The organism is Bacillus sp. LJBS17 (genome assembly GCF_019334685.1).
In the GTDB taxonomy this organism is placed as follows: Bacteria; Bacillota; Bacilli; order Bacillales; family Bacillaceae; genus Bacillus; species Bacillus subtilis.
Map to the genome: position 1 here is coordinate 55306 of NZ_CP079759.1, position 24935 is coordinate 80240.

23 protein-coding genes and 2 tRNA genes are annotated in these 24935 nt (G+C 43.6%); all 25 read left to right on the top strand.

What is annotated here, in order from left to right; translation table 11 throughout:
• The first annotated feature begins 1 nt into the window (after nucleotide 1).
• The 25 genes from spoVG to hslO all read left to right on the top strand — a co-directional run bounded on the left by spoVG (nucleotide 2) and on the right by hslO (nucleotide 24891).
• Complete coding sequence (gene spoVG, locus KXZ66_RS00305) at nucleotides 2-295, top strand: septation regulator SpoVG (protein WP_003218346.1); 294 nt, start codon at nucleotides 2-4, stop codon at nucleotides 293-295.
• A gap of 192 nt (nucleotides 296-487) precedes the next feature.
• Complete coding sequence (glmU, locus tag KXZ66_RS00310; protein ID WP_015382564.1) at nucleotides 488-1858, top strand: bifunctional UDP-N-acetylglucosamine diphosphorylase/glucosamine-1-phosphate N-acetyltransferase GlmU; 1371 nt, start codon at nucleotides 488-490, stop codon at nucleotides 1856-1858.
• A gap of 22 nt (nucleotides 1859-1880) precedes the next feature.
• Entirely contained in the window at nucleotides 1881-2834 is a 954-nt protein-coding gene (locus tag KXZ66_RS00315) for a ribose-phosphate diphosphokinase (RefSeq protein ID WP_003218353.1), read from the top strand.
• An 84-nt stretch (nucleotides 2835-2918) separates the two neighbouring features.
• Nucleotides 2919-3533, top strand: coding sequence for a 50S ribosomal protein L25/general stress protein Ctc (locus KXZ66_RS00320; protein ID WP_003243443.1), 615 nt, complete (start codon nucleotides 2919-2921; stop codon nucleotides 3531-3533).
• 106 nt (nucleotides 3534-3639) lie between these two features.
• Nucleotides 3640-4206, top strand: a complete 567-nt coding sequence (pth, locus tag KXZ66_RS00325; protein WP_219144753.1) for an aminoacyl-tRNA hydrolase — start codon at nucleotides 3640-3642, stop codon at nucleotides 4204-4206.
• Nucleotides 4207-4265: 59 nt separating this feature from the next.
• Nucleotides 4266-4496, top strand: coding sequence for an anti-sigma-F factor Fin (fin, locus tag KXZ66_RS00330; protein ID WP_003243417.1), 231 nt, complete (start codon nucleotides 4266-4268; stop codon nucleotides 4494-4496).
• A gap of 69 nt (nucleotides 4497-4565) precedes the next feature.
• On the top strand, nucleotides 4566-8099 hold the full coding sequence (gene mfd, locus KXZ66_RS00335; protein ID WP_151870503.1) for a transcription-repair coupling factor: 3534 nt from the start codon (nucleotides 4566-4568) through the stop codon (nucleotides 8097-8099).
• Nucleotides 8100-8234: 135 nt separating this feature from the next.
• Nucleotides 8235-8771: a stage V sporulation protein T gene (gene spoVT, locus KXZ66_RS00340; RefSeq protein ID WP_003218365.1), complete on the top strand. Its 537-nt coding sequence runs from the start codon at nucleotides 8235-8237 to the stop codon at nucleotides 8769-8771.
• 181 nt (nucleotides 8772-8952) lie between these two features.
• A complete protein-coding gene (locus KXZ66_RS00345; protein WP_151870502.1) occupies nucleotides 8953-10551 on the top strand; it encodes a putative polysaccharide biosynthesis protein in 1599 nt (532 codons plus the stop codon).
• Nucleotides 10541-12010: a bifunctional methyltransferase/pyrophosphohydrolase YabN gene (gene mazG / locus KXZ66_RS00350; protein ID WP_151870501.1), complete on the top strand. Its 1470-nt coding sequence runs from the start codon at nucleotides 10541-10543 to the stop codon at nucleotides 12008-12010. The genes KXZ66_RS00345 and mazG overlap by 11 nt, the downstream gene beginning before the upstream one ends.
• Before the next feature lie 2 nt (nucleotides 12011-12012).
• Nucleotides 12013-12273, top strand: coding sequence for an RNA-binding S4 domain-containing protein (locus KXZ66_RS00355; protein WP_003226716.1), 261 nt, complete (start codon nucleotides 12013-12015; stop codon nucleotides 12271-12273).
• A gap of 78 nt (nucleotides 12274-12351) precedes the next feature.
• Entirely contained in the window at nucleotides 12352-12654 is a 303-nt protein-coding gene (gene yabP, locus KXZ66_RS00360) for a sporulation protein YabP (RefSeq protein ID WP_003226714.1), read from the top strand.
• Complete coding sequence (gene yabQ / locus KXZ66_RS00365) at nucleotides 12651-13286, top strand: spore cortex biosynthesis protein YabQ (RefSeq protein ID WP_021479720.1); 636 nt, start codon at nucleotides 12651-12653, stop codon at nucleotides 13284-13286. The genes yabP and yabQ overlap by 4 nt, the downstream gene beginning before the upstream one ends.
• Nucleotides 13287-13303: 17 nt before the next feature.
• Entirely contained in the window at nucleotides 13304-13681 is a 378-nt protein-coding gene (divIC, locus tag KXZ66_RS00370) for a cell division protein DivIC (RefSeq protein ID WP_003243211.1), read from the top strand.
• A gap of 80 nt (nucleotides 13682-13761) precedes the next feature.
• The gene (locus tag KXZ66_RS00375) at nucleotides 13762-14148 is read left to right on the top strand and encodes a S1 domain-containing RNA-binding protein (RefSeq protein WP_003218379.1); all 387 of its coding nucleotides are present in this window, start codon (nucleotides 13762-13764) and stop codon (nucleotides 14146-14148) included.
• A gap of 168 nt (nucleotides 14149-14316) precedes the next feature.
• Nucleotides 14317-14393, top strand: a tRNA-Met gene (locus tag KXZ66_RS00380).
• A gap of 9 nt (nucleotides 14394-14402) precedes the next feature.
• Nucleotides 14403-14474, top strand: a tRNA-Glu gene (locus KXZ66_RS00385).
• 199 nt (nucleotides 14475-14673) lie between these two features.
• Entirely contained in the window at nucleotides 14674-17157 is a 2484-nt protein-coding gene (gene spoIIE / locus KXZ66_RS00390) for a stage II sporulation protein E (protein WP_049140518.1), read from the top strand.
• Between the two features lie 84 nt (nucleotides 17158-17241).
• Complete coding sequence (locus tag KXZ66_RS00395) at nucleotides 17242-17979, top strand: vWA domain-containing protein (protein ID WP_003243782.1); 738 nt, start codon at nucleotides 17242-17244, stop codon at nucleotides 17977-17979.
• Complete coding sequence (prkT, locus tag KXZ66_RS00400) at nucleotides 17945-18961, top strand: serine/threonine protein kinase PrkT (protein ID WP_021479718.1); 1017 nt, start codon at nucleotides 17945-17947, stop codon at nucleotides 18959-18961. The genes KXZ66_RS00395 and prkT overlap by 35 nt, the downstream gene beginning before the upstream one ends.
• 103 nt (nucleotides 18962-19064) lie before the next feature.
• Nucleotides 19065-20483 carry a tRNA lysidine(34) synthetase TilS gene (gene tilS, locus KXZ66_RS00405; RefSeq protein WP_070548359.1) on the top strand — a complete coding sequence of 473 codons (1419 nt, stop codon included), beginning with the start codon at nucleotides 19065-19067 and terminating at the stop codon, nucleotides 20481-20483.
• Nucleotides 20480-21022, top strand: a complete 543-nt coding sequence (hpt, locus tag KXZ66_RS00410; protein WP_003226700.1) for a hypoxanthine phosphoribosyltransferase — start codon at nucleotides 20480-20482, stop codon at nucleotides 21020-21022. The genes tilS and hpt overlap by 4 nt, the downstream gene beginning before the upstream one ends.
• A 97-nt stretch (nucleotides 21023-21119) precedes the next feature.
• The gene (gene ftsH, locus KXZ66_RS00415; protein ID WP_003243881.1) at nucleotides 21120-23033 is read left to right on the top strand and encodes an ATP-dependent zinc metalloprotease FtsH; all 1914 of its coding nucleotides are present in this window, start codon (nucleotides 21120-21122) and stop codon (nucleotides 23031-23033) included.
• Nucleotides 23034-23227: 194 nt separating this feature from the next.
• On the top strand, nucleotides 23228-24004 hold the full coding sequence (locus tag KXZ66_RS00420) for a type III pantothenate kinase (RefSeq protein ID WP_010886388.1): 777 nt from the start codon (nucleotides 23228-23230) through the stop codon (nucleotides 24002-24004).
• Nucleotides 24005-24015: 11 nt separating this feature from the next.
• Nucleotides 24016-24891 carry a redox-regulated molecular chaperone HslO gene (gene hslO, locus KXZ66_RS00425; protein WP_003226695.1) on the top strand — a complete coding sequence of 292 codons (876 nt, stop codon included), beginning with the start codon at nucleotides 24016-24018 and terminating at the stop codon, nucleotides 24889-24891.
• The last annotated feature ends 44 nt before the right edge of the window (nucleotides 24892-24935 follow it).

A 24935-nucleotide genomic window follows, 5' to 3' on the forward strand; every position in this document is an offset into this window, starting at 1 on the left:
TGTGGAAGTTACTGACGTAAGATTACGCCGCGTGAATACCGATGGTCGCATGAGAGCGATTGCATCCATCACGCTGGATCACGAATTTGTTGTACATGATATTCGTGTGATTGATGGAAACAATGGTCTTTTCGTTGCGATGCCGAGTAAACGCACCCCTGATGGAGAGTTCCGCGATATTGCTCATCCTATTAATTCAAGCACGCGAGGAAAGATTCAAGATGCCGTGTTAAATGAGTATCATCGTCTGGGTGACACTGAAGCATTAGAATTCGAAGAAGCTGGAGCTTCTTAAAAAATAACCAAAAAGCAAGGACTGCTGAAAGGGCTGACATAAGCCTTTTGCCGGCGGTCCTTTTTTAATTCTGATTTTTCAAACTTAGTTGCACTCAATAGAAAATTCTTGCACTTCATGAAGTCTCCTTGAAATCAGAAGATATTTAGGATATATTTTTCTATGGATAAAAGGGATATTGGAGGCCAATAAATGGATAAGCGGTTTGCAGTTGTTTTAGCGGCTGGACAAGGAACGAGAATGAAATCGAAGCTTTATAAAGTCCTTCATCCAGTTTGCGGTAAGCCTATGGTAGAGCACGTCGTGGACGAAGCCTTAAAATTATCTTTATCAAAGCTTGTCACGATTGTCGGACATGGTGCGGAAGAAGTGAAAAAGCAGCTTGGTGATAAAAGCGAGTACGCGCTTCAAGCAGAACAGCTTGGCACTGCTCATGCTGTAAAACAGGCACAGCCATTTCTTGCTGACGAAAAAGGCGTCACAATTGTCATTTGCGGAGATACGCCGCTTTTGACAGCAGAGACGATGGAACAGATGCTGAAAGAACATACACAAAGAGAAGCGAAAGCTACGATTTTAACTGCGGTTGCAGAAGATCCAACCGGATACGGCCGCATTATTCGCAGCGAAAACGGAGCGGTTCAAAAAATCGTTGAGCATAAGGACGCCTCTGAAGAAGAACGTCTTGTAACTGAGATCAACACCGGTACGTATTGTTTTGACAATGAAGCGCTATTTCGGGCTATTGATCAGGTGTCTAATGATAATGCCCAAGGCGAGTATTATTTGCCGGATGTCATAGAGATTCTTAAAAATGAAGGCGAAACTGTTGCCGCTTACCAGACTGGTAATTTCCAAGAAACGCTCGGAGTTAATGATAGAGTTGCTCTTTCTCAGGCAGAACAATTTATGAAAGAGCGCATTAATAAACGGCATATGCAAAATGGCGTGACGTTGATCGACCCGATGAATACGTATATTTCTCCTGACGCTGTTATCGGAAGCGATACTGTGATTTACCCTGGAACTGTGATTAAAGGTGAGGTGCAAATCGGAGAAGATACGATTATTGGCCCTCATACGGAGATTATGAATAGTGCCATTGGCAGCCGTACGGTTATTAAACAATCGGTAGTCAATCACAGTAAAGTGGGGAATGATGTAAACATAGGACCTTTTGCTCACATCAGACCTGATTCTGTCATCGGGAATGAAGTGAAGATCGGGAATTTTGTAGAAATTAAAAAGACTCAATTCGGAGACCGAAGCAAGGCATCTCATCTAAGCTATGTCGGCGATGCTGAGGTAGGCACTGATGTAAACCTGGGCTGCGGTTCAATTACTGTCAATTATGATGGAAAGAATAAGTATTTGACAAAAATTGAAGATGGCGCGTTTATCGGCTGCAATTCCAACTTGGTTGCCCCTGTCACAGTCGGAGAAGGCGCTTATGTGGCGGCAGGTTCAACTGTTACGGAAGATGTACCTGGAAAAGCACTTGCTATTGCCAGAGCGAGACAAGTAAATAAAGACGATTATGTGAAAAATATTCATAAAAAATAATCCTAAATTCGGAGGTTTATCCATGTCTAATCAATACGGAGATAAGAATTTAAAGATTTTTTCTTTGAATTCGAATCCAGAGCTTGCAAAAGAAATCGCAGATATAGTTGGAGTTCAATTAGGGAAATGTTCTGTCACAAGATTTAGTGACGGGGAAGTCCAAATTAATATCGAAGAAAGTATTCGCGGATGTGATTGTTACATCATCCAGTCTACAAGTGACCCCGTTAACGAGCATATTATGGAACTGCTGATTATGGTAGATGCGTTAAAACGCGCTTCTGCAAAAACGATTAACATTGTTATTCCTTATTACGGTTATGCGCGTCAAGACAGAAAAGCAAGATCCCGTGAGCCAATCACAGCTAAACTTTTCGCTAACCTGCTTGAAACAGCCGGTGCGACTCGTGTGATTGCACTTGACCTGCATGCGCCGCAAATTCAAGGATTCTTTGATATACCGATTGACCACTTAATGGGTGTTCCGATTTTAGGAGAATATTTTGAAGGCAAAAATCTTGAAGATATCGTCATTGTTTCACCAGACCATGGCGGTGTGACACGTGCCCGCAAACTGGCTGACCGACTAAAAGCGCCAATTGCGATTATCGATAAACGCCGTCCGCGTCCAAACGTGGCGGAAGTCATGAATATTGTAGGTAACATCGAAGGGAAGACTGCTATCCTCATCGATGACATTATTGATACTGCAGGTACGATTACACTTGCTGCTAATGCGCTCGTTGAAAACGGAGCGAAAGAAGTATATGCATGCTGTACACACCCTGTACTATCAGGCCCTGCGGTAGAACGGATTAATAATTCAACAATTAAAGAGCTTGTTGTGACAAACAGCATCAAGCTTCCTGAAGAAAAGAAAATTGAACGCTTTAAGCAGCTTTCAGTCGGACCGCTTCTGGCCGAAGCGATTATTCGCGTTCATGAGCAGCAATCAGTCAGCTATCTGTTCAGCTAAACCATTTTTCGAGGTTTAAATCCTTATCGTTATGGGTATTGTTTGTAATAGGACAACTAAAACGACAATAGGATGGTGCTGAATATGGCAACTTTAACGGCAAAAGAAAGAACGGACTTTACTCGTTCGTCTCTTCGGAATATCCGTACTTCAGGACATGTTCCAGGTATCATATATGGGAAGGATACGGGTAACAAACCTGTGTCATTAGACAGTGTGGAGCTCATCAAAACGCTGAGGGACGAAGGCAAAAATGCAGTCATTACGCTTGAGGTCAGCGGAGAAAAACACTCAGTCATGGTAACAGACCTGCAGACGGACCCGCTGAAAAATGAAATCACTCATGCTGATTTTCAAGTAGTTAATATGAGTGAGGACATTGAAGTGGAAGTTCCGATTCATCTGACCGGAGAAGCCATTGGAGTGAAAAACGGAGGCGTACTGCAGCAGCCGTTATATGCACTTACTGTAAAGGCCAAGCCAAAAGCCATTCCACAAACGATTGAGGCTGATATTTCAAGCCTCGATGTAAATGAAGTACTGACGATTGCGGATTTGCCTGCTGGCGGTGACTACTCCTTTAATCATGAATCAGATGAGGTTGTGGCTTCAATCCTTCCTCCGCAGCAGCAGGAAGCAGCTGAGGTCGATGAAGAGGAATCTGCCGATGCTCAGCCTGAAGGTGAAAACGAACAATAATAGCTTAAGGCGTAACCCTCCCGCGGTTACGTCTTTTGTGCTAGAATGAGAAGAATTATAGCCCGTTTATGAAGACGGGAGTTATGTGACTAAGGGAGGATTCGCCATGCTTGTGATTGCCGGTCTCGGAAACCCGGGGAAGAACTATGAAAATACACGGCATAATGTCGGATTTATGGTGATAGATCAGCTTGCAAAGGAATGGAATATAGAGCTGAATCAAAATAAATTTAACGGATTATACGGAACCGGATTTGTTTCCGGCAAAAAGGTTCTACTTGTTAAACCGCTTACATATATGAATTTATCAGGAGAATGTTTGCGGCCTTTAATGGACTACTATGATGTCGATAACGAAGATTTGACAGTCATTTACGACGACCTTGACCTTCCGACTGGCAAGATCCGTTTAAGAACGAAAGGAAGCGCCGGAGGGCACAATGGCATCAAATCACTGATCCAGCATCTTGGAACATCCGAGTTTGACCGTATCCGCATCGGAATCGGCCGGCCTGTAAACGGCATGAAGATCGTTGATTATGTGTTAGGCTCCTTTACCAAGGAGGAGGCACCTGAGATCGAAGAAGCGGTTGATAAATCTGTGAAGGCTTGTGAGGCTTCTTTGAGTAAACCGTTTTTAGAAGTCATGAACGAATTTAACGCAAAGGTATAAAATGTAACAACAAAGTCCATACTACACCAAAATGACTTTTTCATCAGGAGGTCCCTTGTATGGCTTTGCATTATTATTGTCGTCATTGCGGAGTGAAAGTAGGCAGTCTCGAATCTTCAATGGTATCGACAGACTCACTTGGATTTCAGCACTTAACAAATGAGGAAAGAAACGATATGATTTCTTATAAAGAAAATGGAGATGTCCATGTTTTGACGATATGTGAAGATTGCCAAGAGGCGCTTGACCGAAATCCGCATTACCACGAATATCACACATTTATTCAATAAAAAGCTTTGGTGTAGACACTAGACCAAAGCGTTTTTCTGTTCTCGCAGGAAACAGAGAGGAGGGGCCATATGGACAACATTCAAACCTTTATAAAAGAAAGCGATGACTTTAAATCCATCATCAACGGTTTACACGAGGGCCTGAAGGAACAGCTGCTCGCGGGTCTGTCGGGTTCCGCGCGTTCTGTTTTTACTTCTGCTCTGGCTAATGAAACGAATAAGCCTATCTTTCTCATCACCCATAACTTATATCAAGCCCAGAAAGTAACAGATGATCTGACTTCACTTCTAGAGGATCGGTCTGTCCTTTTGTACCCCGTCAATGAACTCATTTCATCAGAAATCGCAGTTGCAAGCCCTGAATTGCGGGCGCAGCGATTAGATGTCATTAATAGACTAACGAATGGAGAAGCGCCAATTGTCGTTGCTCCGGTAGCGGCAATCAGAAGAATGCTGCCGCCTGTAGAGGTGTGGAAAAGCAGCCAGATGCTCATTCAAGTAGGCCATGATATCGAACCTGACCAGCTTGCGTCACGGCTGGTAGAGGTAGGGTATGAGCGGTCTGATATGGTTTCTGCGCCCGGGGAATTCAGTATTCGCGGGGGAATCATCGACATTTATCCGTTGACTTCAGAGAATCCGGTGAGAATTGAACTTTTTGACACCGAGGTGGATTCAATCCGCAGCTTTAATTCAGATGATCAGCGGTCAATTGAGACCCTTACCTCGATCAATATCGGTCCCGCGAAGGAATTAATTATCAGACCGGAAGAAAAAGCGCGGGCGATGGAGAAAATCGATAGTGGTCTTGCCGCGAGCTTGAAAAAATTAAAGGCTGACAAACAAAAAGAAATACTTCATGCGAATATTTCTCACGATAAAGAACGCTTGTCTGAAGGCCAGACAGATCAGGAGCTCGTGAAGTATCTCTCATATTTCTATGAAAAGCCTGCTAGTTTACTAGATTATACACCTGATAATACACTTCTGATTTTGGATGAAGTCAGTCGGATTCATGAGATGGAAGAACAGCTTCAAAAAGAAGAAGCGGAGTTTATCACAAATCTTCTTGAGGAAGGGAAGATTTTGCATGACATTCGTTTGTCATTCAGCTTCCAAAAAATAGTGGCTGAGCAAAAACGGCCTCTGCTGTACTACTCTTTATTTTTGCGGCATGTACACCATACGAGCCCGCAAAATATCGTTAATGTGTCAGGCCGGCAAATGCAGAGTTTCCATGGCCAAATGAACGTGCTTGCGGGCGAAATGGAGCGTTTTAAAAAATCAAATTTCACTGTTGTGTTCTTAGGAGCAAACAAGGAACGTACACAGAAATTGTCATCTGTTTTGGCTGATTATGATATCGAGGCCGCCGTGACAGACAGCAAAAAAGCGCTTGCTCAGGGACAGGTCTATATCATGGAAGGCGAGCTCCAATCGGGATTTGAGCTGCCGTTAATGAAGCTTGCCGTTATTACGGAAGAAGAACTGTTCAAAAACCGTGTGAAAAAGAAGCCGCGAAAACAGAAGCTTACCAATGCAGAGCGTATTAAGAGCTATTCTGAGCTTCAAATTGGAGATTATGTCGTTCATATTAATCACGGGATCGGAAAATACCTGGGGATTGAAACTCTTGAAATCAACGGCATTCATAAAGACTATTTAAATATACATTATCAGGGCAGTGACAAGCTTTACGTTCCTGTAGAACAAATTGATCAGGTCCAAAAATATGTCGGCTCCGAAGGAAAAGAGCCAAAGCTGTATAAATTAGGCGGAAGTGAATGGAAGCGGGTCAAGAAAAAAGTAGAGACATCCGTTCAGGATATTGCTGACGACTTAATTAAGCTGTATGCCGAAAGAGAAGCGAGCAAGGGCTATGCGTTTTCTCCTGACCATGAGATGCAGCGTGAATTCGAATCGGCTTTCCCTTATCAAGAGACTGATGATCAGCTCCGTTCGATTCACGAAATCAAAAAAGACATGGAAAGAGAACGTCCGATGGACCGCTTGCTGTGCGGAGATGTGGGCTACGGTAAAACAGAGGTTGCCATACGTGCCGCGTTTAAGGCGATCGGTGACGGAAAGCAGGTAGCTCTGCTCGTTCCGACAACAATTTTGGCACAGCAGCATTATGAAACCATAAAAGAGCGCTTCCAGGACTATCCGATTAATATCGGACTTCTCAGCAGGTTCAGAACGAGAAAAGAAGCAAACGAAACAATCAAAGGGCTGAAAAACGGAACAGTTGATATCGTCATCGGGACGCATCGGCTGCTATCAAAGGATGTCGTGTATAAAGATTTAGGGCTCCTCATCATTGATGAAGAGCAGCGTTTCGGTGTAACCCATAAAGAAAAGATCAAGCAAATAAAAGCCAATGTTGATGTATTAACGTTAACAGCAACACCGATTCCGCGTACGCTGCATATGTCTATGCTTGGCGTAAGGGACCTTTCAGTCATCGAGACTCCGCCGGAAAATCGCTTCCCTGTACAGACGTATGTTGTGGAATATAACGGCGCTCTTGTCAGAGAGGCGATTGAACGTGAGCTTGCACGCGGAGGCCAGGTCTATTTCTTGTACAACCGGGTAGAGGACATTGAGCGGAAAGCGGATGAAATTTCAATGCTAGTCCCTGACGCGAAGGTAGCATATGCGCATGGGAAAATGACAGAAAATGAATTAGAAACCGTTATGCTAAGTTTCCTTGAAGGAGAATCAGACGTTCTCGTCAGCACAACCATTATCGAAACTGGCGTGGACATCCCGAACGTCAATACGCTGATCGTATTTGACGCCGACAAGATGGGACTTTCTCAGCTTTACCAGCTGCGGGGGCGTGTCGGCCGTTCTAACCGTGTGGCATATGCGTACTTCACGTATCGCCGGGATAAAGTGCTGACAGAAGTGGCTGAAAAAAGGCTGCAGGCTATTAAAGAATTCACAGAGCTAGGTTCCGGTTTTAAAATCGCAATGCGTGACTTAACGATTCGCGGAGCCGGGAATCTTCTTGGTGCCCAGCAGCATGGCTTCATCGATTCGGTCGGATTTGACCTCTATTCACAAATGCTGAAGGAGGCCATTGAGGAGCGTAAAGGAGACACAGCGAAGACAGAGCAGTTTGAAACAGAAATTGATGTCGAGCTTGATGCGTATATTCCGGAAACTTATATTCAAGACGGCAAACAGAAAATTGATATGTATAAACGCTTCAGGTCTGTGGCGACAATCGAAGAGAAGAATGAGCTTCAAGATGAAATGATCGACCGCTTTGGAAACTATCCAAAAGAAGTCGAATACTTGTTTACTGTTGCAGAAATGAAGGTCTATGCGAGACAGGAACGTGTCGAGCTGATTAAGCAGGATAAAGATGCTGTCAGATTGACAATTTCTGAAGAAGCAAGTGCTGAAATTGACGGACAGAAGCTGTTTGAGCTTGGCAATCAATATGGCAGACAAATCGGACTGGGAATGGAAGGGAAAAAACTCAAAATCTCCATACAGACGAAAGGCCGTAGTGCTGATGAATGGCTCGACACCGTGCTGGGCATGCTGAAGGGCTTAAAAGATGTGAAGAAGCAAACCATTTCATCAACGTAAATTTTGTTACTCTCTGGTGTATATTACATTTGATGTGACGGATACTAATTTCAAGCGAGGCGGAAGGTACATAAAGTAACTGCTTTAGGTCTTTCCCACATGTATATACCATCAAATGAAAGAGAGGCACCAGAGATGAAAGCAACCGGTATCGTACGTCGTATTGATGACTTAGGTCGGGTCGTGATTCCTAAAGAAATTCGAAGAACTCTGAGAATCAGGGAAGGCGATCCGCTTGAGATTTTTGTAGATCGTGATGGAGAAGTGATTTTGAAAAAGTACTCTCCGATCAGTGAGCTTGGAGACTTTGCAAAGGAGTATGCAGACGCGCTTTACGACAGCCTCGGCCATTCAGTGCTGATTTGTGATCGTGATGTATATATTGCCGTGTCCGGCAGCTCCAAAAAAGATTACTTAAACAAGTCAATCAGCGAAATGCTGGAAAGAACAATGGATCAGCGCAGCTCCGTGCTTGAGAGTGATGCGAAATCAGTACAGCTTGTGAATGGAATTGATGAGGACATGAATTCTTATACTGTCGGCCCAATTGTGGCGAACGGTGATCCGATAGGTGCTGTGGTAATCTTTTCAAAAGATCAGACAATGGGCGAAGTAGAGCATAAAGCCGTTGAAACAGCAGCTGGATTTTTGGCTCGTCAAATGGAACAGTAGGTCTTATTCCTTTCTTCGAAAATAGGTATGTAAAGAACAGCTCTCCTTGGGACGCTGTTCTTTTTCATGCGTGACGAAAAAGGAATCCAAGGGTTGGGATGTGGTATAATAACCTCGTTTTTATTTGTGCCGCGGTAATACGTGAACCGTATTGCCCCTGACGTTGGGAAGGAGCTTTTGGATGGACGATTCAATAGGCGTTAAACGGCATTGGATTTGGCAGGGGGCTTTTGTTTTAATTCTGGCAGGCGTCATCACAAAAATTTTAAGCGCTGTTTACAGAGTCCCGTTTCAAAACATTGTCGGCGATGTTGGATTTTATATATATCAGCAGGTATATCCCTTTCTTGGTATTGCGGTCATGCTGTCCACATCAGGATTTCCAGTCATTATTTCAAAGCTGATGAATGATTATAGTGAAAAAAATCATCACACTATATTAAAAATATCAGCGTTATTTTTGTCTTTAATCGGTATTTTATTATTTCTTTGTTTATATCTGGGTGCTGTTCCTATTGCACTCTTTATGGGGGATTCGCATCTAGCCGTGTTAATTCAAGTGGCCGCATGCGCGTTTCTGCTGTTCCCATTTGTCGCGTTGCTTAGAGGCGGTTTTCAGGGGCGGCACGAAATGCTCCCTTCAGCCTTATCACAGATGACAGAGCAGTTTCTGCGTGTTGCAGTGCTCTTGGGTTTATCATTTTGGCTCGTGAAAAAGGGAGCCTCGCTTTATACTGCGGGAGCGGCAGCCGCTTCAGGCTCTCTTGCCGGAAGTTTGGTTGCATTGATAATACTGGGGTTTTTTTGGTTCAAAACGAAAAGAGACAACCAAACGGATAGGCAAAACGAAAATGTCATCACAACAAAAGAATTGACGAAAAAACTGCTTTTATATTCGGTTACAATTTGTGTAAGCAGTTTGCTACTTTTGTTTATCCAGCTTGTTGATGCTTTGAATTTATATGCATTGCTTTCGGGTGGTGAGGCAAGCGAAGAAGCAAAACGCCTAAAGGGGATCTATGATCGGGGACAACCCTTGTTGCAGCTCGGTTCAGTTTTTGCCGTAAGCATTGCGACGTCACTCGTTCCGTATATTTCTATGGCTGTAAAAAACAAAGAGCTGAAGATCATGAAAGAAAAAATCACGTCATCTTTGAAACTATGCCTTGTGCTCGGTACAGGCGCATCGGCTGGGTTGATTTGCATTCTAAAGCCGGTAAATATCATGCTGTTTCAAAATGGAGAAGGGACAGGTGCGTTACAAGTATTTAGCTGCTCCATTTTGTTTGCATCCTTGGCGGTAACGGCAGCGGCAGTCTTACAGGGAGCGGGATACACAGTTTTTCCTGCGATAGCGGTGGGCGCGGGTGTTGCAGTGAAATGGGTGTTAAACACACTTTTGGTTCCGCGCTATGGGATTGAAGGCGCATCGCTTGCGACAGCGGCTTCCTTTGCGGCTGTCGCCGGCCTTAACTTGTATCAGCTTCGGCAAAAGGAATGGCTCGATAAGCTTAGCGGCGTTTTGATTCCGATTATTGGATCTGCTCTTTTGATGTCAGCTGTTTTGCTTGCGTATACGCGTCTATGGACTTTCTTGTTTCCTGCAACAGGAAGAGGAGTTGCTGTGATTGAGAGTCTTTCTGCTGTTGCAATTGGTGGCGCGGTGTTTATTTATTGTATGATGAGATTGGGAATATTTACAGATGAAGAGCTGAACAGTGTGCCATTCGGCAGCAAGTTAAGCAAATTCATGAGAAGGAGAGAACAAAATGGCGGGTAAAATTACAGTCGTGGGACTTGGTGCCGGAGACATGGACCAGTTGACAATTGGTATACACAAGCTGCTGACGAAGGCAGATACGCTGTATGTCAGAACCAAGGATCATCCTTTAATTGAGGAGCTTGAAAAAGAAACGAAGAACATCCGTTTCTTTGATGATATATATGAGAAACATGATCAGTTTGAGGCGGTATATGAAGAAATTGCTGATATCCTCTTTGAAGCGGCGCGGCGTGAGGACGTGGTTTATGCTGTGCCGGGACACCCTTTTGTCGCAGAAAAAACAGTTCAGCTGCTGACGGAGCGGCAGGAAAAGGAAAACGTTCAAGTGAAAGCCGCGGGTGGACAAAGTTTCCTTGATGCCACATTCAATGCCTTGCAAATTGACCCGATTGAAGGTTTTCAATTTGTGGATGCCGGCACATTGTCCGCAGAGGAGCTTGAGCTCAGACATCATCTGATCATATGTCAGGTTTACGACCAAATGACGGCTTCTGAAGTCAAGCTGACATTGATGGAGAAGCTGCCTGATGATTATGAGGTCGTCATTGTGACTGCAGCAGGCAGCCGTGGCGAGGAGATCAAGACAGTGCCATTATTTGAGCTGGACCGCAATGTCGCCTTGAACAACTTAACAAGTGTGTATATTCCGCCGATTAAAGAAGAGAAGCAGCTTTATCACGAATTCTCCACGTTCCGAAGCATCATCAGAGAGCTTCGCGGACCTAATGGATGTCCGTGGGATAAAAAGCAGACGCATCAGTCATTAAAACAGTACATGATTGAAGAATGTTATGAGCTTCTCGAAGCTATTGACGAAGAAGACACAGACCATATGATCGAAGAGCTTGGCGACGTTTTGCTTCAGGTCTTGCTTCACGCGCAAATTGGTGAAGATGAAGGTTATTTCACAATTGATGATGTCATAAAAGGAATCAGTGAAAAAATGGTCCGAAGACATCCCCATGTGTTTAAAGATGTTAAGGTTCAGGATGAAAACGATGTTTTGGCCAATTGGGAAGATATAAAAAAGGCCGAAAAAAATACATCTGAATCATCGTTACTAGACAGCGTACAGAAAACCCTTCCAGCTCTTTCGAAAGCTGCTAAATTGCAGAAAAAAGCAGCGAAGGTCGGTTTTGACTGGGAAGACGTCAGCGATATATGGGAAAAGGTAAGTGAGGAAATGAAGGAATTTTCTTCTGAGGTTTCTGAAGCTCCTCACGAACACAATCTTAAAGCTGAGTTTGGCGACATTTTGTTCGCGCTGGTGAATGTAGCCCGCTTCTACAAAATAGAGCCAGAGGAAGCGCTGACCATGACTAATGACAAATTCCGGAGACGCTTCTCGTACATTGAGGAAACAGCGAAGGAAAAGGGAGTCGAGTTGGCTGATATGTCCCTTGAGGACATGGACAAACTGTGGAATGAAGCAAAAGAAACTGAGAGGAGATCATAGATATGAGATTAGATAAATTTTTGAAAGTATCACGGCTGATCAAACGGCGTACACTAGCGAAGGAAGTAGCTGACCAAGGACGCATCTCTATTAACGGAAACCAAGCTAAAGCAAGCTCTGACGTAAAACCGGGAGATGAACTAACGGTCCGCTTCGGCCAAAAGCTTGTAACGGTTCAAGTTAATGAATTGAAAGACACGACGAAAAAAGAAGAAGCTGCAAACATGTACACGATTCTAAAAGAAGAAAAACTCGGCGAATAGGCTTGTTCTAAAAAAATCCCCTACCTCATACAATGCAGTAATAATGCTAAAAGTATCGAGGATATGGGGGCTGAATAGATGAATTCATATTATGATCAAAAAGGTTCTTCGTCTGTTCCGGAACAGCATGATGTGACAATGAAAGGCCGGAAGCATTTAGATATTTCTGGGGTTAAGCATGTGGAGAGTTTTGATAACGAAGAATTCCTGCTGGAAACGGTGATGGGAATGCTCTCCGTCAGAGGCCAAAACCTGCAGATGAAAAATCTTGATGTGGAAAAAGGGATTGTTTCGATTAAAGGCAGGGTATTTGATTTAGTGTACTTAGACGAACAACAAGGGGATAAAGCTAAAGGGTTTTTTAGCAAGTTGTTTAAATGACGCTGACGACACAATTCTATACAATGCTGGCGATGTCCGGTATGGGTCTCTGGCTTGGTGCTTCGCTTGATACATACCGGCTCTTTGTCATTCGTGCCAAAACAGCCAGATGGCTATTATTTATTCATGATATTCTTTTCTGGATTGTGCAAGGGCTGCTTTTCTTTTATGTCTTGCTTCATGTAAATGAGGGAGAATTCAGGATTTACATCTTTTTAGCGGTTCTGCTGGGCGTTGCGACGTATCAGAGCCTTTGCAAACGAATCTATATAAAAATACTGAAATTCTTCATTTACCTTGTTGTTTCTGTTTATCAATTCTTCAAAAAACTCATTCAGCACGTGTTATTTCGTCCTATTGTATGGACATGCGGAGCGATCATCTGGCTGGCGGCATTTTTATTCAAGAAAACATACAGCCTGATAGGTTTTCTCCTGCTGTGTCTATATAAAATAGTCATGGTTCTGTGTTTTCCGATCCGTTTTATCGCGAAACAATGTTTGAAACTTCTTCCTGTGAAAATGCGTCTAACTTTTAGACGTTATTTTGAAAAAGGTGCAGGATTTCTCAAAAAGAAGAAGAAACTATTGATAACCATAAGAACGACCATTACACGGTTTTTGAAGAAATGAAAGGAGGACCGTCTGGTTTGAATTTTTCCAGGGAACGAACGATAACTGAAATACAAAACGACTATAAAGAACAAGTAGAACGGCAAAATCAGCTGAAGAAACGAAGACGCAAAGGGCTGTACAGACGGTTAACTGTATTCGGCGCCCTAGTATTCCTGACGGCAATTGTGCTGGCAAGCTCTGTCTGGTCTCAAACATCTTCCCTTAGTGCAAAAGAAGAAAAGAAAGAACAGCTTGAAAAAGAACTGAAAAGTTTAAAGACAAAACAAACGGATTTAAAAGAAGAAATATCCAAATTGAAGGATGAGGATTACGTCACAGAGCTTGCCAGAAGGGACTTATTCATGTCTGGAGACGGAGAAATTATCTTCAATGTGGAGAAGAAGAGCAAGTAGCCTTGTTGACACTTAAATTTTTATTTAGGTATAATTAAGCAAACGATCTTTTTATAAGCCTAAGGAGGAGCACTTTTTTTATGTCGATTGAAGTTGGCAGCAAGTTGCAAGGGAAAATTACAGGTATTACAAATTTTGGAGCATTTGTTGAATTGCCTGGAGGCTCAACCGGTCTCGTTCACATTAGTGAGGTAGCTGATAATTATGTCAAAGACATTAACGACCACTTAAAAGTCGGCGACCAAGTTGAAGTGAAAGTCATCAACGTTGAAAAAGACGGGAAAATTGGTTTATCTATTAAAAAAGCTAAAGACCGTCCGCAAGCCAGACCTAGAAATGATTTCCGTCCGAAAGAATCTTTTGAACAGAAAATGAATAAGTTTTTAAAAGACAGCGAAGATCGCTTGTCATCTTTAAAACGCAATACGGAATCAAAACGTGGAGGGCGCGGAGCAAGAAGAGGATAACTTGCTGCTTTCTATAAAATAAATGAAGCATCCGTTCATCCCGACGGGTGCTTTTTTATTATCCTCATCCTCTTTAAGAGTCAGAAAATTACAACATTAAAGTTTCTGTTGACGAAAGAGACAAACCTTTGTATTATATAACTTGTGCTTAGAAGCACAAAACAATATGGCGGTGTAGCTCAGCTGGCTAGAGCGTACGGTTCATACCCGTGAGGTCGGGGGTTCGATCCCCTCCGCCGCTACCATATTTGTTTGGCCCGTTGGTCAAGCGGTTAAGACACCGCCCTTTCACGGCGGTAACACGGGTTCGAATCCCGTACGGGTCATCCTAAAAAATCGGTTTCTCTTGCAGAAGCCGATTTTTTTCATTTTTAGACAACATTCCGGAAATTCTTTTCATAAACGAATATCAAGGCAGAAACCGTCGAAGATTTCTTTGGTATTGTTACCTTCTTTTGACAAAATCCTATCTGTGCTTTCGCTATAATGACAGGCAACGAATATAACAGGTGGGAGATGAGAGGAATGGAAAAAGCAGAAAGAAGAGTGAACGGGCCAATGGCGGGACAAGCTTTGGAAAAACTCCAATCGTTTTTTAACAGGGGCACGAAGCTGGTGACTCATCATTTGCATTCACTGTTTTTCTATAAAGGATTCATTTATGTTGTCATCGGATTTTTGCTTGGACGGGCTTTCATATTATCCGAGGTGCTTCCTTTCGCACTTCCTTTCTTTGGAGCGATGCTTCTTATCAGAAGAGACAAAGCGTTTTATGCGGTTTTGGCTGTGCTTGCAGGTGCGCTGACCATATCTCCAAAGCACTCATTGCTCATACTGGCGGCATTGCTGGCATTCTTCGTATTTTCTAAAGTGGCTACCTTCATTACCGACGATCGTGTTAAAGCGCTCCCGATTGTCGTGTTCTTCTCGATGGCTGCAGCAAGAGCCGGGTTTGTTTATGCCCAAAATGGCTTATTTACAACCTATGATTATGTAATGGCTATCGTTGAGGCTGGACTATCGTTTATCTTAACACTGATTTTCCTTCAGAGCCTTCCGATTTTTACTGTGAAAAAAGTGAAACAATCATTAAAAATAGAGGAAATCATTTGCTTTATGATTCTTATTGCCTCTGTTTTAACGGGGCTGGCCGGTTTGTCCTACCAAGGGATGCAGGCAGAACATATATTGGCTCGTTATGTTGTATTGAGTTTTTCCTTTATTGGCGGAGCAAGCATCGGCTGTACGGTTGGTGTTGTGACCGGCCTGATTCTTGGCTTGGCGAATATCGGAAACCTATATCAAATGAGTCTGCTTGCTTTTTCCGGTTTATTGGGCGGTTTGCTGAAGGAAGGGAAAAAAGCGGGTGCAGCAATCGGTCTTATCGTTGGTTCACTTCTTATATCTTTATATGGTGAAGGCTCTGCCGGTCTGATGACAACGCTCTATGAGTCATTAATCGCAGTCGGCCTGTTTTTGCTCACACCTCAATCTATTACAAGGAAAGTGGCGAGATATATTCCGGGAACTGTCGAGCATCTTCAAGAGCAACAGCAATACGCTAGAAAAATCCGTGATGTCACTGCTCAGAAGGTAGACCAGTTCTCCAATGTATTTCACGCGCTGTCTGAAAGCTTTGCAACCTTTTATCAAGCATCAGACGAACAGACAGATGACAGCGAAGTTGATCTGTTCTTAAGCAAAATCACGGAGCATTCCTGCCAGACGTGCTACAAGAAAAACAGGTGCTGGGTACAGAACTTTGATAAAACATATGACTTAATGAAACAAGTTATGCTTGAAACAGAGGAAAAAGAATATGCATCAAACCGAAGGCTGAAAAAAGAGTTTCAACAGCATTGTTCTAAATCCAAGCAGGTTGAAGAGCTGATTGAGGATGAGCTCGCACATCATCATGCCCATTTGACACTCAAGAAAAAAGTCCAAGACAGCAGGCGCCTTGTTGCTGAACAGCTTTTAGGCGTTTCTGAGGTTATGGCCGACTTTTCTCGGGAAATAAAAAGAGAGCGAGAACAGCACTTTCTGCAGGAAGAGCAAATCATAGAAGCGCTTCAGCATTTCGGAATTGAGATTCAGCATGTCGAGATCTATAGTCTTGAACAAGGAAATATCGATATTGAAATGACCATTCCGTTCAGCGGACATGGAGAAAGTGAAAAAATCATTGCTCCTATGCTTTCTGACATTCTGGAAGAACAAATTCTTGTGAAAGCCGAACAGCACTCTCCGCATCCGAATGGATACAGCCATGTCGCCTTTGGATCAACAAAATCATACAGGGTGTCCACGGGAGCTGCTCACGCTGCGAAGGGCGGCGGCCTTGTCTCCGGTGACAGCTACAGCATGATGGAGCTTGGAGCCAGAAAATATGCTGCAGCAATCAGTGACGGAATGGGCAATGGCGCAAGAGCGCACTTTGAAAGCAATGAAACGATCAAGCTTCTTGAAAAAATCCTTGAATCGGGCATTGATGAAAAAATAGCAATTAAAACGATCAACAGCATACTGTCTCTAAGGACAACTGATGAAATATATTCCACGCTTGACCTATCTATTATCGATCTTCAAGATGCCAGTTGTAAATTTTTGAAGGTTGGATCGACGCCTAGCTTTATCAAACGGGGTGACCAGGTCATGAAAGTTCAAGCGAGCAATCTGCCAATCGGTATTATTAATGAATTTGATGTGGAGGTTGTGAGTGAACAGCTGAAAGCGGGTGACCTCTTAATTATGATGAGTGATGGCATTTTTGAGGGGCCTAAGCATGTGGAAAATCACGACTTATGGATGAAACGTAAAATGAAAGGGTTGAAAACAAATGACCCGCAGGAGATTGCCGATTTGCTTATGGAAGAAGTCATCCGCACAAGATCCGGCCAAATTGAGGACGATATGACTGTTGTTGTTGTCCGGATTGATCACAATACACCGAAGTGGGCATCCATTCCTGTTCCGGCAATCTTTCAAAACAAACAAGAAATTTCATAACGCTTCCGTATAAATCAAATTTCTTCTGGCGAAGATGGGAATATATGAATCTGAGAATCCTCGTATTCTCCAGGAGGAATGAATGTGAACAACGGACATTTAAATCAAATTTTGCTGATAACGGATGGCTGCTCAAACCATGGGGAAGACCCGCTTGCAATGGCTGCTTTTGCTAAAGAGCAGGGGATTACGGTAAATGTCATTGGTATAATGGAAGAAAATCAAATTGACCCTGAGGCAATGAAGGAAGTCGAAGGGATTGCACTTGCCGGAGGAGGCGTGCACCAAGTCGTTTATGCATCTCAGCTTTCACAAACTGTTCAAATGGTAACAAAAAAAGCGATGACGCAAACCTTACAAGGTGTAGTCAATCAAGAACTGAAACAGATTCTCGGAAAGAATGTGGAAATGGAAGAGCTTTCTCCGGAAAAACGCGGCGAAGTCATGGAAGTGGTAGACGAGCTTGGAGAAACGGTGCATCTTCAGGTTTTGGTTCTTGTTGATACAAGTGCAAGTATGGCGCCAAAGCTTCCAACAGTAAAAGAGGCGCTGATTGATTTGTCTGTAAGCCTCAATTCCCGAATCGGGAATAACGAATTTGCGATGTGTATATTTCCCGGGAAAAAACAAGAGGTCGAGCTTGTGCTGAACTGGACACCGAAGCTGCAATCTCTTTCCACACTCTTTGCAAAGCTTTCGACAGGCGGCATCACGCCGACAGGTCCGGCGATTCGTGAAGCGACACTGCAGTTTGAAAAAATACGCTCAAGAAGGGGCATGCTGGCAGATGATGAACGACGCTTTGACGAGTTTGGCATGTAGCCTCAAGCCGGGTACGACAATCAAAGGCAAGTGGAATGAAAACACTTATACATTGCGTAAACAGCTTGGTAAAGGGGCCAATGGAATTGTGTATTTGGCAGATACATCAGATGGACATGTTGCCTTAAAGGTGAGTGATGACAGCCTGTCTATTACTTCTGAAGTGAATGTCTTGAAATCTTTCTCAAAGGCCCAGTCCGTTACGATGGGGCCTTCTTTTTTTGATACGGATGATGCCTATATTCCCAGTGCCAATACGAAAGTTTCATTTTATGCAATGGAATACATAAAAGGGCCGCTGCTTTTGAAGTATGTCAGTGATAAAGGAGCAGAGTGGATACCTGTATTAATGATTCAGCTGTTATCCAGCTTATCGGTGCTTCACCAGCAAGGATGGATATTCGGCGATCTTAAACCTGATAATCTGATCGTAACTGGTCCGCCCGCAAGGATCCGCTGCATTGATGTGGGCGGCACGACAAAGGAAGGCCGGGCGATAAAAGAGTATACGGAGTTTTATGACAGAGGCTATTGGGGGTATGGAACAAGAAAGGCAGAGCCATCCTATGATCTGTTCGCAGTTGCCATGATTATGATCAACAGTGTGCATAAAAAAGAATTTAAGAAAACGAACCAGCCCAAAGAACAGCTTAGGTCTCTCATCGAAGGAAACCCGCTGCTTCAAAAGTATAAAAAAGCACTTTTTTCAGCCTTGAACGGAGATTATCAATCCGCAGATGAAATGAAAAAGGATATGCTAGACGCGGGGCAAAAAGCATCACAAAGAAAACAGCCTATAAAAGCATCACCGCAGCCTGCCACACGACAAAGACAGCAAATACCGCGCCAAGGAAAAATAACGAAGACGCGATATACCCCAAAACAGAAACCGGCTAAGTCGGGGGGGTTATTTGAAACAACGCTTATCGTGATCAGTGTTTTAGCGCTTTATTTCGCCTATATTATCTTTTTCTTAATCTGAATGGCGCAAACTGCAGAGCCTATGCTTCTTCTTTGCTTGGAGGGGTTGAAAGTGTTAGGATATGAATATCTTTAAAATACCTGCTCATTGTGAGGAGGACATTGTGAAAAGTGTCAAAGATTTTTTAAACAAACACAATCTGACGTTAAAAGGGGCGACAATCATTGTAGGCGTTTCCGGCGGTCCGGACTCAATGGCTCTTCTTCACGCGTTGCATACGTTATGCGGCCGTTCAGCGAATGTTATTGCAGCTCACGTTGACCATCGGTTCAGAGGTGCGGAATCCGAGGAGGACATGCGTTTTGTCCAAGCTTATTGTAAAGCTGAACAGCTCGTGTGCGAAACGGCTCAAATCAATGTAACCGCATATGCACAGGAAAAAGGACTCAATAAGCAGGCTGCAGCACGCGATTGCCGCTACCAGTTTTTTGAGGAAATCATGTCGAAGCACCAAGCGGACTATCTGGCTCTTGCGCATCATGGTGATGACCAGGTTGAAACAATGCTTATGAAACTGGCTAAGGGTACGCTCGGAACGGGACTTGCGGGAATGCAGCCGGTTAGACGTTTTGGGACGGGGCGGATCATCAGGCCGTTCTTACCCATTACAAAGGAAGAGATCCTTCACTATTGCCGTGAAAACGGCTTGAGCTACCGGACGGATGAAAGCAACGCCAAAGATGACTACACAAGAAACAGATTCAGAAAAACAGTGCTCCCGTTTTTGAAGCAGGAATCTCCGGATGTGCATAAAAGGTTTCAGAAAGTGAGTGAAGCACTGACGGAAGATGAGCAATTCTTACAGTCATTAACGAAAGATGAAATGAATAAAGTAATCACAAGCCAGTCTAATACATCAGTTGAAATCAATTCCTCTCAATTGCTTGCCCTCCCGATGCCTTTACAAAGAAGAGGAGTTCAACTAATATTAAACTATCTTTATGAAAACGTTCCATCATCCTTTTCAGCCCATCACATTCAGCAGTTTCTCGATTGGGCGGAAAATGGCAGTCCTTCAGGAGTACTGGACTTTCCGAAAGGACTGAAGGTGGTCAAATCATATCAGACATGTTTGTTTACATTTGAACAATGGCAGTGCAAAAATGTTCCCTTTGAATACCAAATTAGCGGAGCTGCTGATGAAACGGCAGTACTCCCTAATGGATATCTGATAGAGGCAAAGCATTATGCGGACTCGCCTGAAGAACATGGGAATGCTGTTTTTATCACAAGTGAAAAAAAGGTGCGGTTTCCCTTAACAATCCGGACGAGAAAAGCTGGAGACCGGATCAAACTAAAAGGGATGAACGGCTCAAAAAAGGTAAAGGATATATTTATTGATAAGAAACTGCCTCTCCAAGAAAGAGACAACTGGCCGATTGTGACGGACGCAAGCGGTGAAATTATCTGGATACCTGGCTTGAAAAAATCAATTTTTGAAGATCTTGTGATTCCAAACAGCGACCGCATTGTATTACAATATAGACAGCATGAAAAGTGTAGGGGGCAAGCAAAATCATGATGAAACATGATATCGAGAAAGTACTGATCTCAGAGGAAGAGATACAAAAGAAAGTAAAAGAGTTAGGTGCAGAATTAACGAGCGAGTATCAAGATACATTTCCGTTGGCAATCGGTGTGTTAAAAGGAGCACTTCCTTTTATGGCGGATCTTATCAAGCATATTGATACATATTTGGAAATGGATTTCATGGATGTATCAAGCTACGGAAATTCTACGGTTTCTTCTGGAGAAGTAAAAATCATTAAAGATTTGGATACATCTGTAGAGGGCCGGGACATCTTAATTATTGAAGATATCATCGACAGTGGGTTAACCTTAAGTTATCTCGTAGAGCTCTTCCGATACCGTAAAGCAAAATCAATTAAGATTGTTACCCTTTTGGATAAACCGAGCGGAAGAAAAGCGGACATCAAAGCAGACTTTGTCGGTTTTGAAGTTCCTGACGCGTTTGTAGTGGGTTACGGACTTGATTATGCTGAGCGCTATCGCAATCTGCCTTATATCGGAGTGTTAAAACCGGCAGTTTATGAAAGCTGATCGGCAGCCTGCTTCCGAGATGGTTATTGTTTGTATTGGAATGATTTTCTATGGTACTATTGAACATAGTTGTGCTTACTGTGGGAGGAGGTAAGGAATGAATCGGGTCTTCCGTAATACCATTTTTTATTTACTTATTTTATTAGTAGTAATCGGGGTTGTGAGCTACTTCCAGACCTCAAATCCGAAAACAGAAAATATGTCGTACAGTACGTTCATCAAAAACCTGGATGACGGGAAAGTTGATAGCGTATCGGTTCAGCCTGTCAGAGGTGTTTATGAGGTAAAAGGGCAGCTGAAAAACTACGACAAAGATCAATACTTTTTGACTCATGTTCCTGAAGGAAAGGGAGCAGACCAGATATTTAACGCTTTGAAAAAGACAGACGTAAAGGTTGAGCCCGCGCAAGAAACAAGCGGATGGGTGACGTTCCTGACGACCATCATCCCATTTGTCATTATCTTTATTCTGTTTTTCTTCCTGCTCAATCAGGCTCAAGGCGGCGGCAGCCGTGTCATGAACTTTGGCAAGAGTAAAGCGAAGCTGTATACAGAGGAAAAGAAACGCGTCAAATTTAAAGACGTTGCAGGGGCTGACGAAGAAAAGCAAGAACTTGTTGAAGTTGTTGAGTTTCTGAAAGATCCCCGCAAGTTTGCCGAGCTCGGCGCCAGAATACCGAAAGGCGTGCTTTTAGTCGGACCTCCGGGTACCGGTAAAACATTGCTTGCCAAGGCTTGTGCAGGAGAAGCCGGCGTACCTTTCTTCAGCATCAGCGGATCTGATTTCGTTGAAATGTTTGTAGGGGTCGGTGCTTCCCGTGTGCGTGACTTGTTTGAAAATGCGAAAAAGAATGCGCCTTGTTTGATCTTCATTGATGAAATTGACGCAGTCGGACGCCAACGTGGCGCTGGTCTCGGCGGTGGACACGATGAACGTGAACAGACGCTAAACCAATTGCTTGTTGAAATGGACGGATTCAGCGCTAATGAAGGAATTATCATCATTGCTGCGACGAACCGTGCGGACATCTTGGACCCAGCCTTACTTCGTCCGGGACGTTTTGACCGTCAAATTACAGTGGACCGTCCAGATGTCATTGGCCGTGAAGCTGTATTGAAAGTCCATGCGAGAAACAAACCGCTGGATGAAACGGTTAACCTAAAATCAATTGCCATGAGAACACCAGGCTTCTCGGGCGCTGACTTAGAAAACCTCTTGAATGAAGCTGCGCTTGTAGCGGCTCGTCAAAACAAGAAAAAAATCGATGCGCGTGATATTGACGAAGCGACGGACCGTGTAATTGCCGGACCCGCTAAGAAGAGCCGCGTTATCTCCAAGAAAGAACGCAATATCGTGGCTTATCACGAAGGCGGACACACCGTTATCGGTCTCGTTTTAGATGAGGCAGATATGGTTCATAAAGTAACGATTGTTCCTCGGGGCCAGGCTGGCGGTTATGCTGTTATGCTGCCAAGAGAAGACCGTTATTTCCAAACAAAGCCGGAGCTGCTTGATAAAATTGTCGGCCTCTTGGGCGGACGTGTTGCTGAAGAGATTATCTTCGGTGAAGTCAGCACAGGGGCGCACAATGACTTCCAGCGTGCGACGAATATTGCAAGACGAATGGTTACGGAATTCGGTATGTCAGAAAAACTGGGACCGTTGCAATTTGGACAGTCTCAGGGCGGTCAGGTATTCTTAGGCCGTGATTTCAACAACGAACAGAACTACAGTGATCAAATCGCTTACGAAATTGATCAGGAAATTCAGCGCATCATCAAAGAATGTTATGAGCGTGCGAAACAAATCCTGACTGAAAATCGTGACAAGCTTGAATTGATTGCCCAAACGCTTCTGAAAGTTGAAACGCTTGACGCTGAACAAATCAAACACCTTATCGATCATGGAACATTACCTGAGCGTAATTTCTCAGATGATGAAAAGAACGATGATGTGAAAGTAAACATTCTGACAAAAACAGAAGAAAAGAAAGACGATACGAAAGAGTAATTCGCTTTCTTTCTAAAAAAACTGCCGGCTGACGCTGGCAGTTTTTTTATGTAAATGATGTGCTCAGGTGCGGCTTTTACAATCATCCAATTCTGGTATCGATTTGTTTACAAATGAGCCGCTGATCGTGTATGGTATTGTAGAATGTTTGTAAAAAGTAAAGTAGAGAAACTATTCAAAAGTGGTGATAGAGGTTGTTACTGGTTATCGATGTGGGGAACACCAATACTGTACTTGGTGTATATCATGATGGAAAATTAGAATATCACTGGCGTATAGAAACAAGCAGGCATAAAACAGAAGATGAGTTTGGGATGATTTTGCGCTCCTTATTTGATCACTCCGGGCTTATGTTTGAACAGATAGATGGCATTATTATTTCGTCAGTAGTGCCGCCAATCATGTTTGCGTTAGAAAGAATGTGCACAAAATACTTTCATATCGAGCCGCAAATTGTTGGTCCAGGTATGAAAACCGGTTTAAATATAAAATATGATAATCCGAAAGAAGTGGGGGCAGACAGAATCGTAAATGCTGTCGCTGCGATACACTTGTACGGCAATCCATTAATTGTTGTCGATTTCGGAACCGCCACAACGTACTGCTATATTGATGAAAACAAACAATACATGGGCGGGGCGATTGCCCCTGGGATTACAATTTCGACAGAGGCGCTTTACTCGCGTGCAGCAAAGCTTCCGCGTATCGAAATCACCCGGCCCGACAATATTATCGGAAAAAACACTGTTAGCGCGATGCAATCTGGGATTTTATTTGGCTATGTCGGCCAAGTGGAAGGAATCGTTAAGCGAATGAAATGGCAGGCAAAACAGGAACCAAAGGTCATTGCGACAGGAGGCCTGGCGCCGCTTATTGCGAACGAATCAGATTGTATAGACATCGTTGATCCATTCTTAACCCTAAAAGGGCTGGAATTGATTTATGAAAGAAACCGCGTAGGAAGTGTATAGGAGGTTTAGTAATGGATTATTTAGTAAAAGCACTTGCGTATGACGGAAAAGTTCGGGCTTATGCAGCGAGAACGACTGATATGGTAAATGAGGGGCAGAGACGCCATGGTACGTGGCCGACAGCGTCCGCTGCATTGGGCCGCACAATGACAGCTTCACTTATGCTCGGCGCTATGCTGAAGGGCGATGATAAGCTGACCGTGAAAATCGAGGGCGGAGGTCCGATCGGAGCTATTGTAGCTGATGCCAATGCGAAAGGAGAGGTCAGAGCCTATGTCTCTAACCCGCAAGTTCATTTTGATTTAAATGAACAAGGCAAGCTTGATGTCAGACGTGCGGTTGGAACAAACGGAACGTTAAGTGTCGTAAAAGATTTAGGTTTGCGCGAGTTCTTCACAGGACAAGTAGAAATCGTTTCAGGAGAATTAGGCGATGATTTCACTTACTATCTTGTGTCATCTGAGCAGGTTCCTTCATCAGTGGGCGTAGGTGTGCTCGTGAATCCTGACAATACCATTCTTGCGGCAGGGGGCTTTATTATTCAGCTGATGCCGGGAACAGATGATGAAACAATCACAAAAATTGAACAGCGTCTATCTCAAGTAGAGCCGATTTCTAAGCTCATCCAAAAAGGGCTGACACCAGAAGAAATTTTAGAAGAAGTCCTAGGCGAGAAACCTGAGATTTTGGAAACGATGCCTGTCAGATTCCATTGCCCTTGTTCAAAAGAACGGTTCGAAACAGCCATTTTAGGACTAGGCAAAAAAGAAATTCAAGATATGATAGAAGAAGATGGACAAGCCGAAGCAGTATGCCATTTTTGTAATGAAAAGTACTTATTTACAAAAGAAGAGCTGGAAGGGCTTCGTGACCAAACTACCCGCTAAGCTCTTTAGCGGGTTTTTAATTTGAGAAAAGGGGCTGAAAGCAG

Excerpts from the sequence above, each read along its gene's own strand:
- hslO (WP_003226695.1), top strand. The coding sequence starts at position 24,016 with ATGGATTATTTAGTAAAAGCACTTGCGTATGACGGAAAAGTTCGGGCT.
- ftsH (WP_003243881.1), top strand. The coding sequence starts at position 21,120 with ATGAATCGGGTCTTCCGTAATACCATTTTTTATTTACTTATTTTATTA.
- prkT (WP_021479718.1), top strand. The coding sequence starts at position 17,945 with ATGATGAACGACGCTTTGACGAGTTTGGCATGTAGCCTCAAGCCGGGT.
- fin (WP_003243417.1), top strand. The coding sequence starts at position 4,266 with ATGGCTTTGCATTATTATTGTCGTCATTGCGGAGTGAAAGTAGGCAGT.
- yabP (WP_003226714.1), top strand. The coding sequence starts at position 12,352 with ATGAATTCATATTATGATCAAAAAGGTTCTTCGTCTGTTCCGGAACAG.
- KXZ66_RS00345 (WP_151870502.1), top strand. The coding sequence starts at position 8,953 with ATGGACGATTCAATAGGCGTTAAACGGCATTGGATTTGGCAGGGGGCT.
- KXZ66_RS00355 (WP_003226716.1), top strand. The coding sequence starts at position 12,013 with ATGAGATTAGATAAATTTTTGAAAGTATCACGGCTGATCAAACGGCGT.
- mazG (WP_151870501.1), top strand. The coding sequence starts at position 10,541 with ATGGCGGGTAAAATTACAGTCGTGGGACTTGGTGCCGGAGACATGGAC.
- KXZ66_RS00375 (WP_003218379.1), top strand. The coding sequence starts at position 13,762 with ATGTCGATTGAAGTTGGCAGCAAGTTGCAAGGGAAAATTACAGGTATT.
- spoVT (WP_003218365.1), top strand. The coding sequence starts at position 8,235 with ATGAAAGCAACCGGTATCGTACGTCGTATTGATGACTTAGGTCGGGTC.
- yabQ (WP_021479720.1), top strand. The coding sequence starts at position 12,651 with ATGACGCTGACGACACAATTCTATACAATGCTGGCGATGTCCGGTATG.
- pth (WP_219144753.1), top strand. The coding sequence starts at position 3,640 with ATGCTTGTGATTGCCGGTCTCGGAAACCCGGGGAAGAACTATGAAAAT.
- hpt (WP_003226700.1), top strand. The coding sequence starts at position 20,480 with ATGATGAAACATGATATCGAGAAAGTACTGATCTCAGAGGAAGAGATA.
- mfd (WP_151870503.1), top strand. The coding sequence starts at position 4,566 with ATGGACAACATTCAAACCTTTATAAAAGAAAGCGATGACTTTAAATCC.
- spoIIE (WP_049140518.1), top strand. The coding sequence starts at position 14,674 with ATGGAAAAAGCAGAAAGAAGAGTGAACGGGCCAATGGCGGGACAAGCT.
- glmU (WP_015382564.1), top strand. The coding sequence starts at position 488 with ATGGATAAGCGGTTTGCAGTTGTTTTAGCGGCTGGACAAGGAACGAGA.
- KXZ66_RS00320 (WP_003243443.1), top strand. The coding sequence starts at position 2,919 with ATGGCAACTTTAACGGCAAAAGAAAGAACGGACTTTACTCGTTCGTCT.
- KXZ66_RS00315 (WP_003218353.1), top strand. The coding sequence starts at position 1,881 with ATGTCTAATCAATACGGAGATAAGAATTTAAAGATTTTTTCTTTGAAT.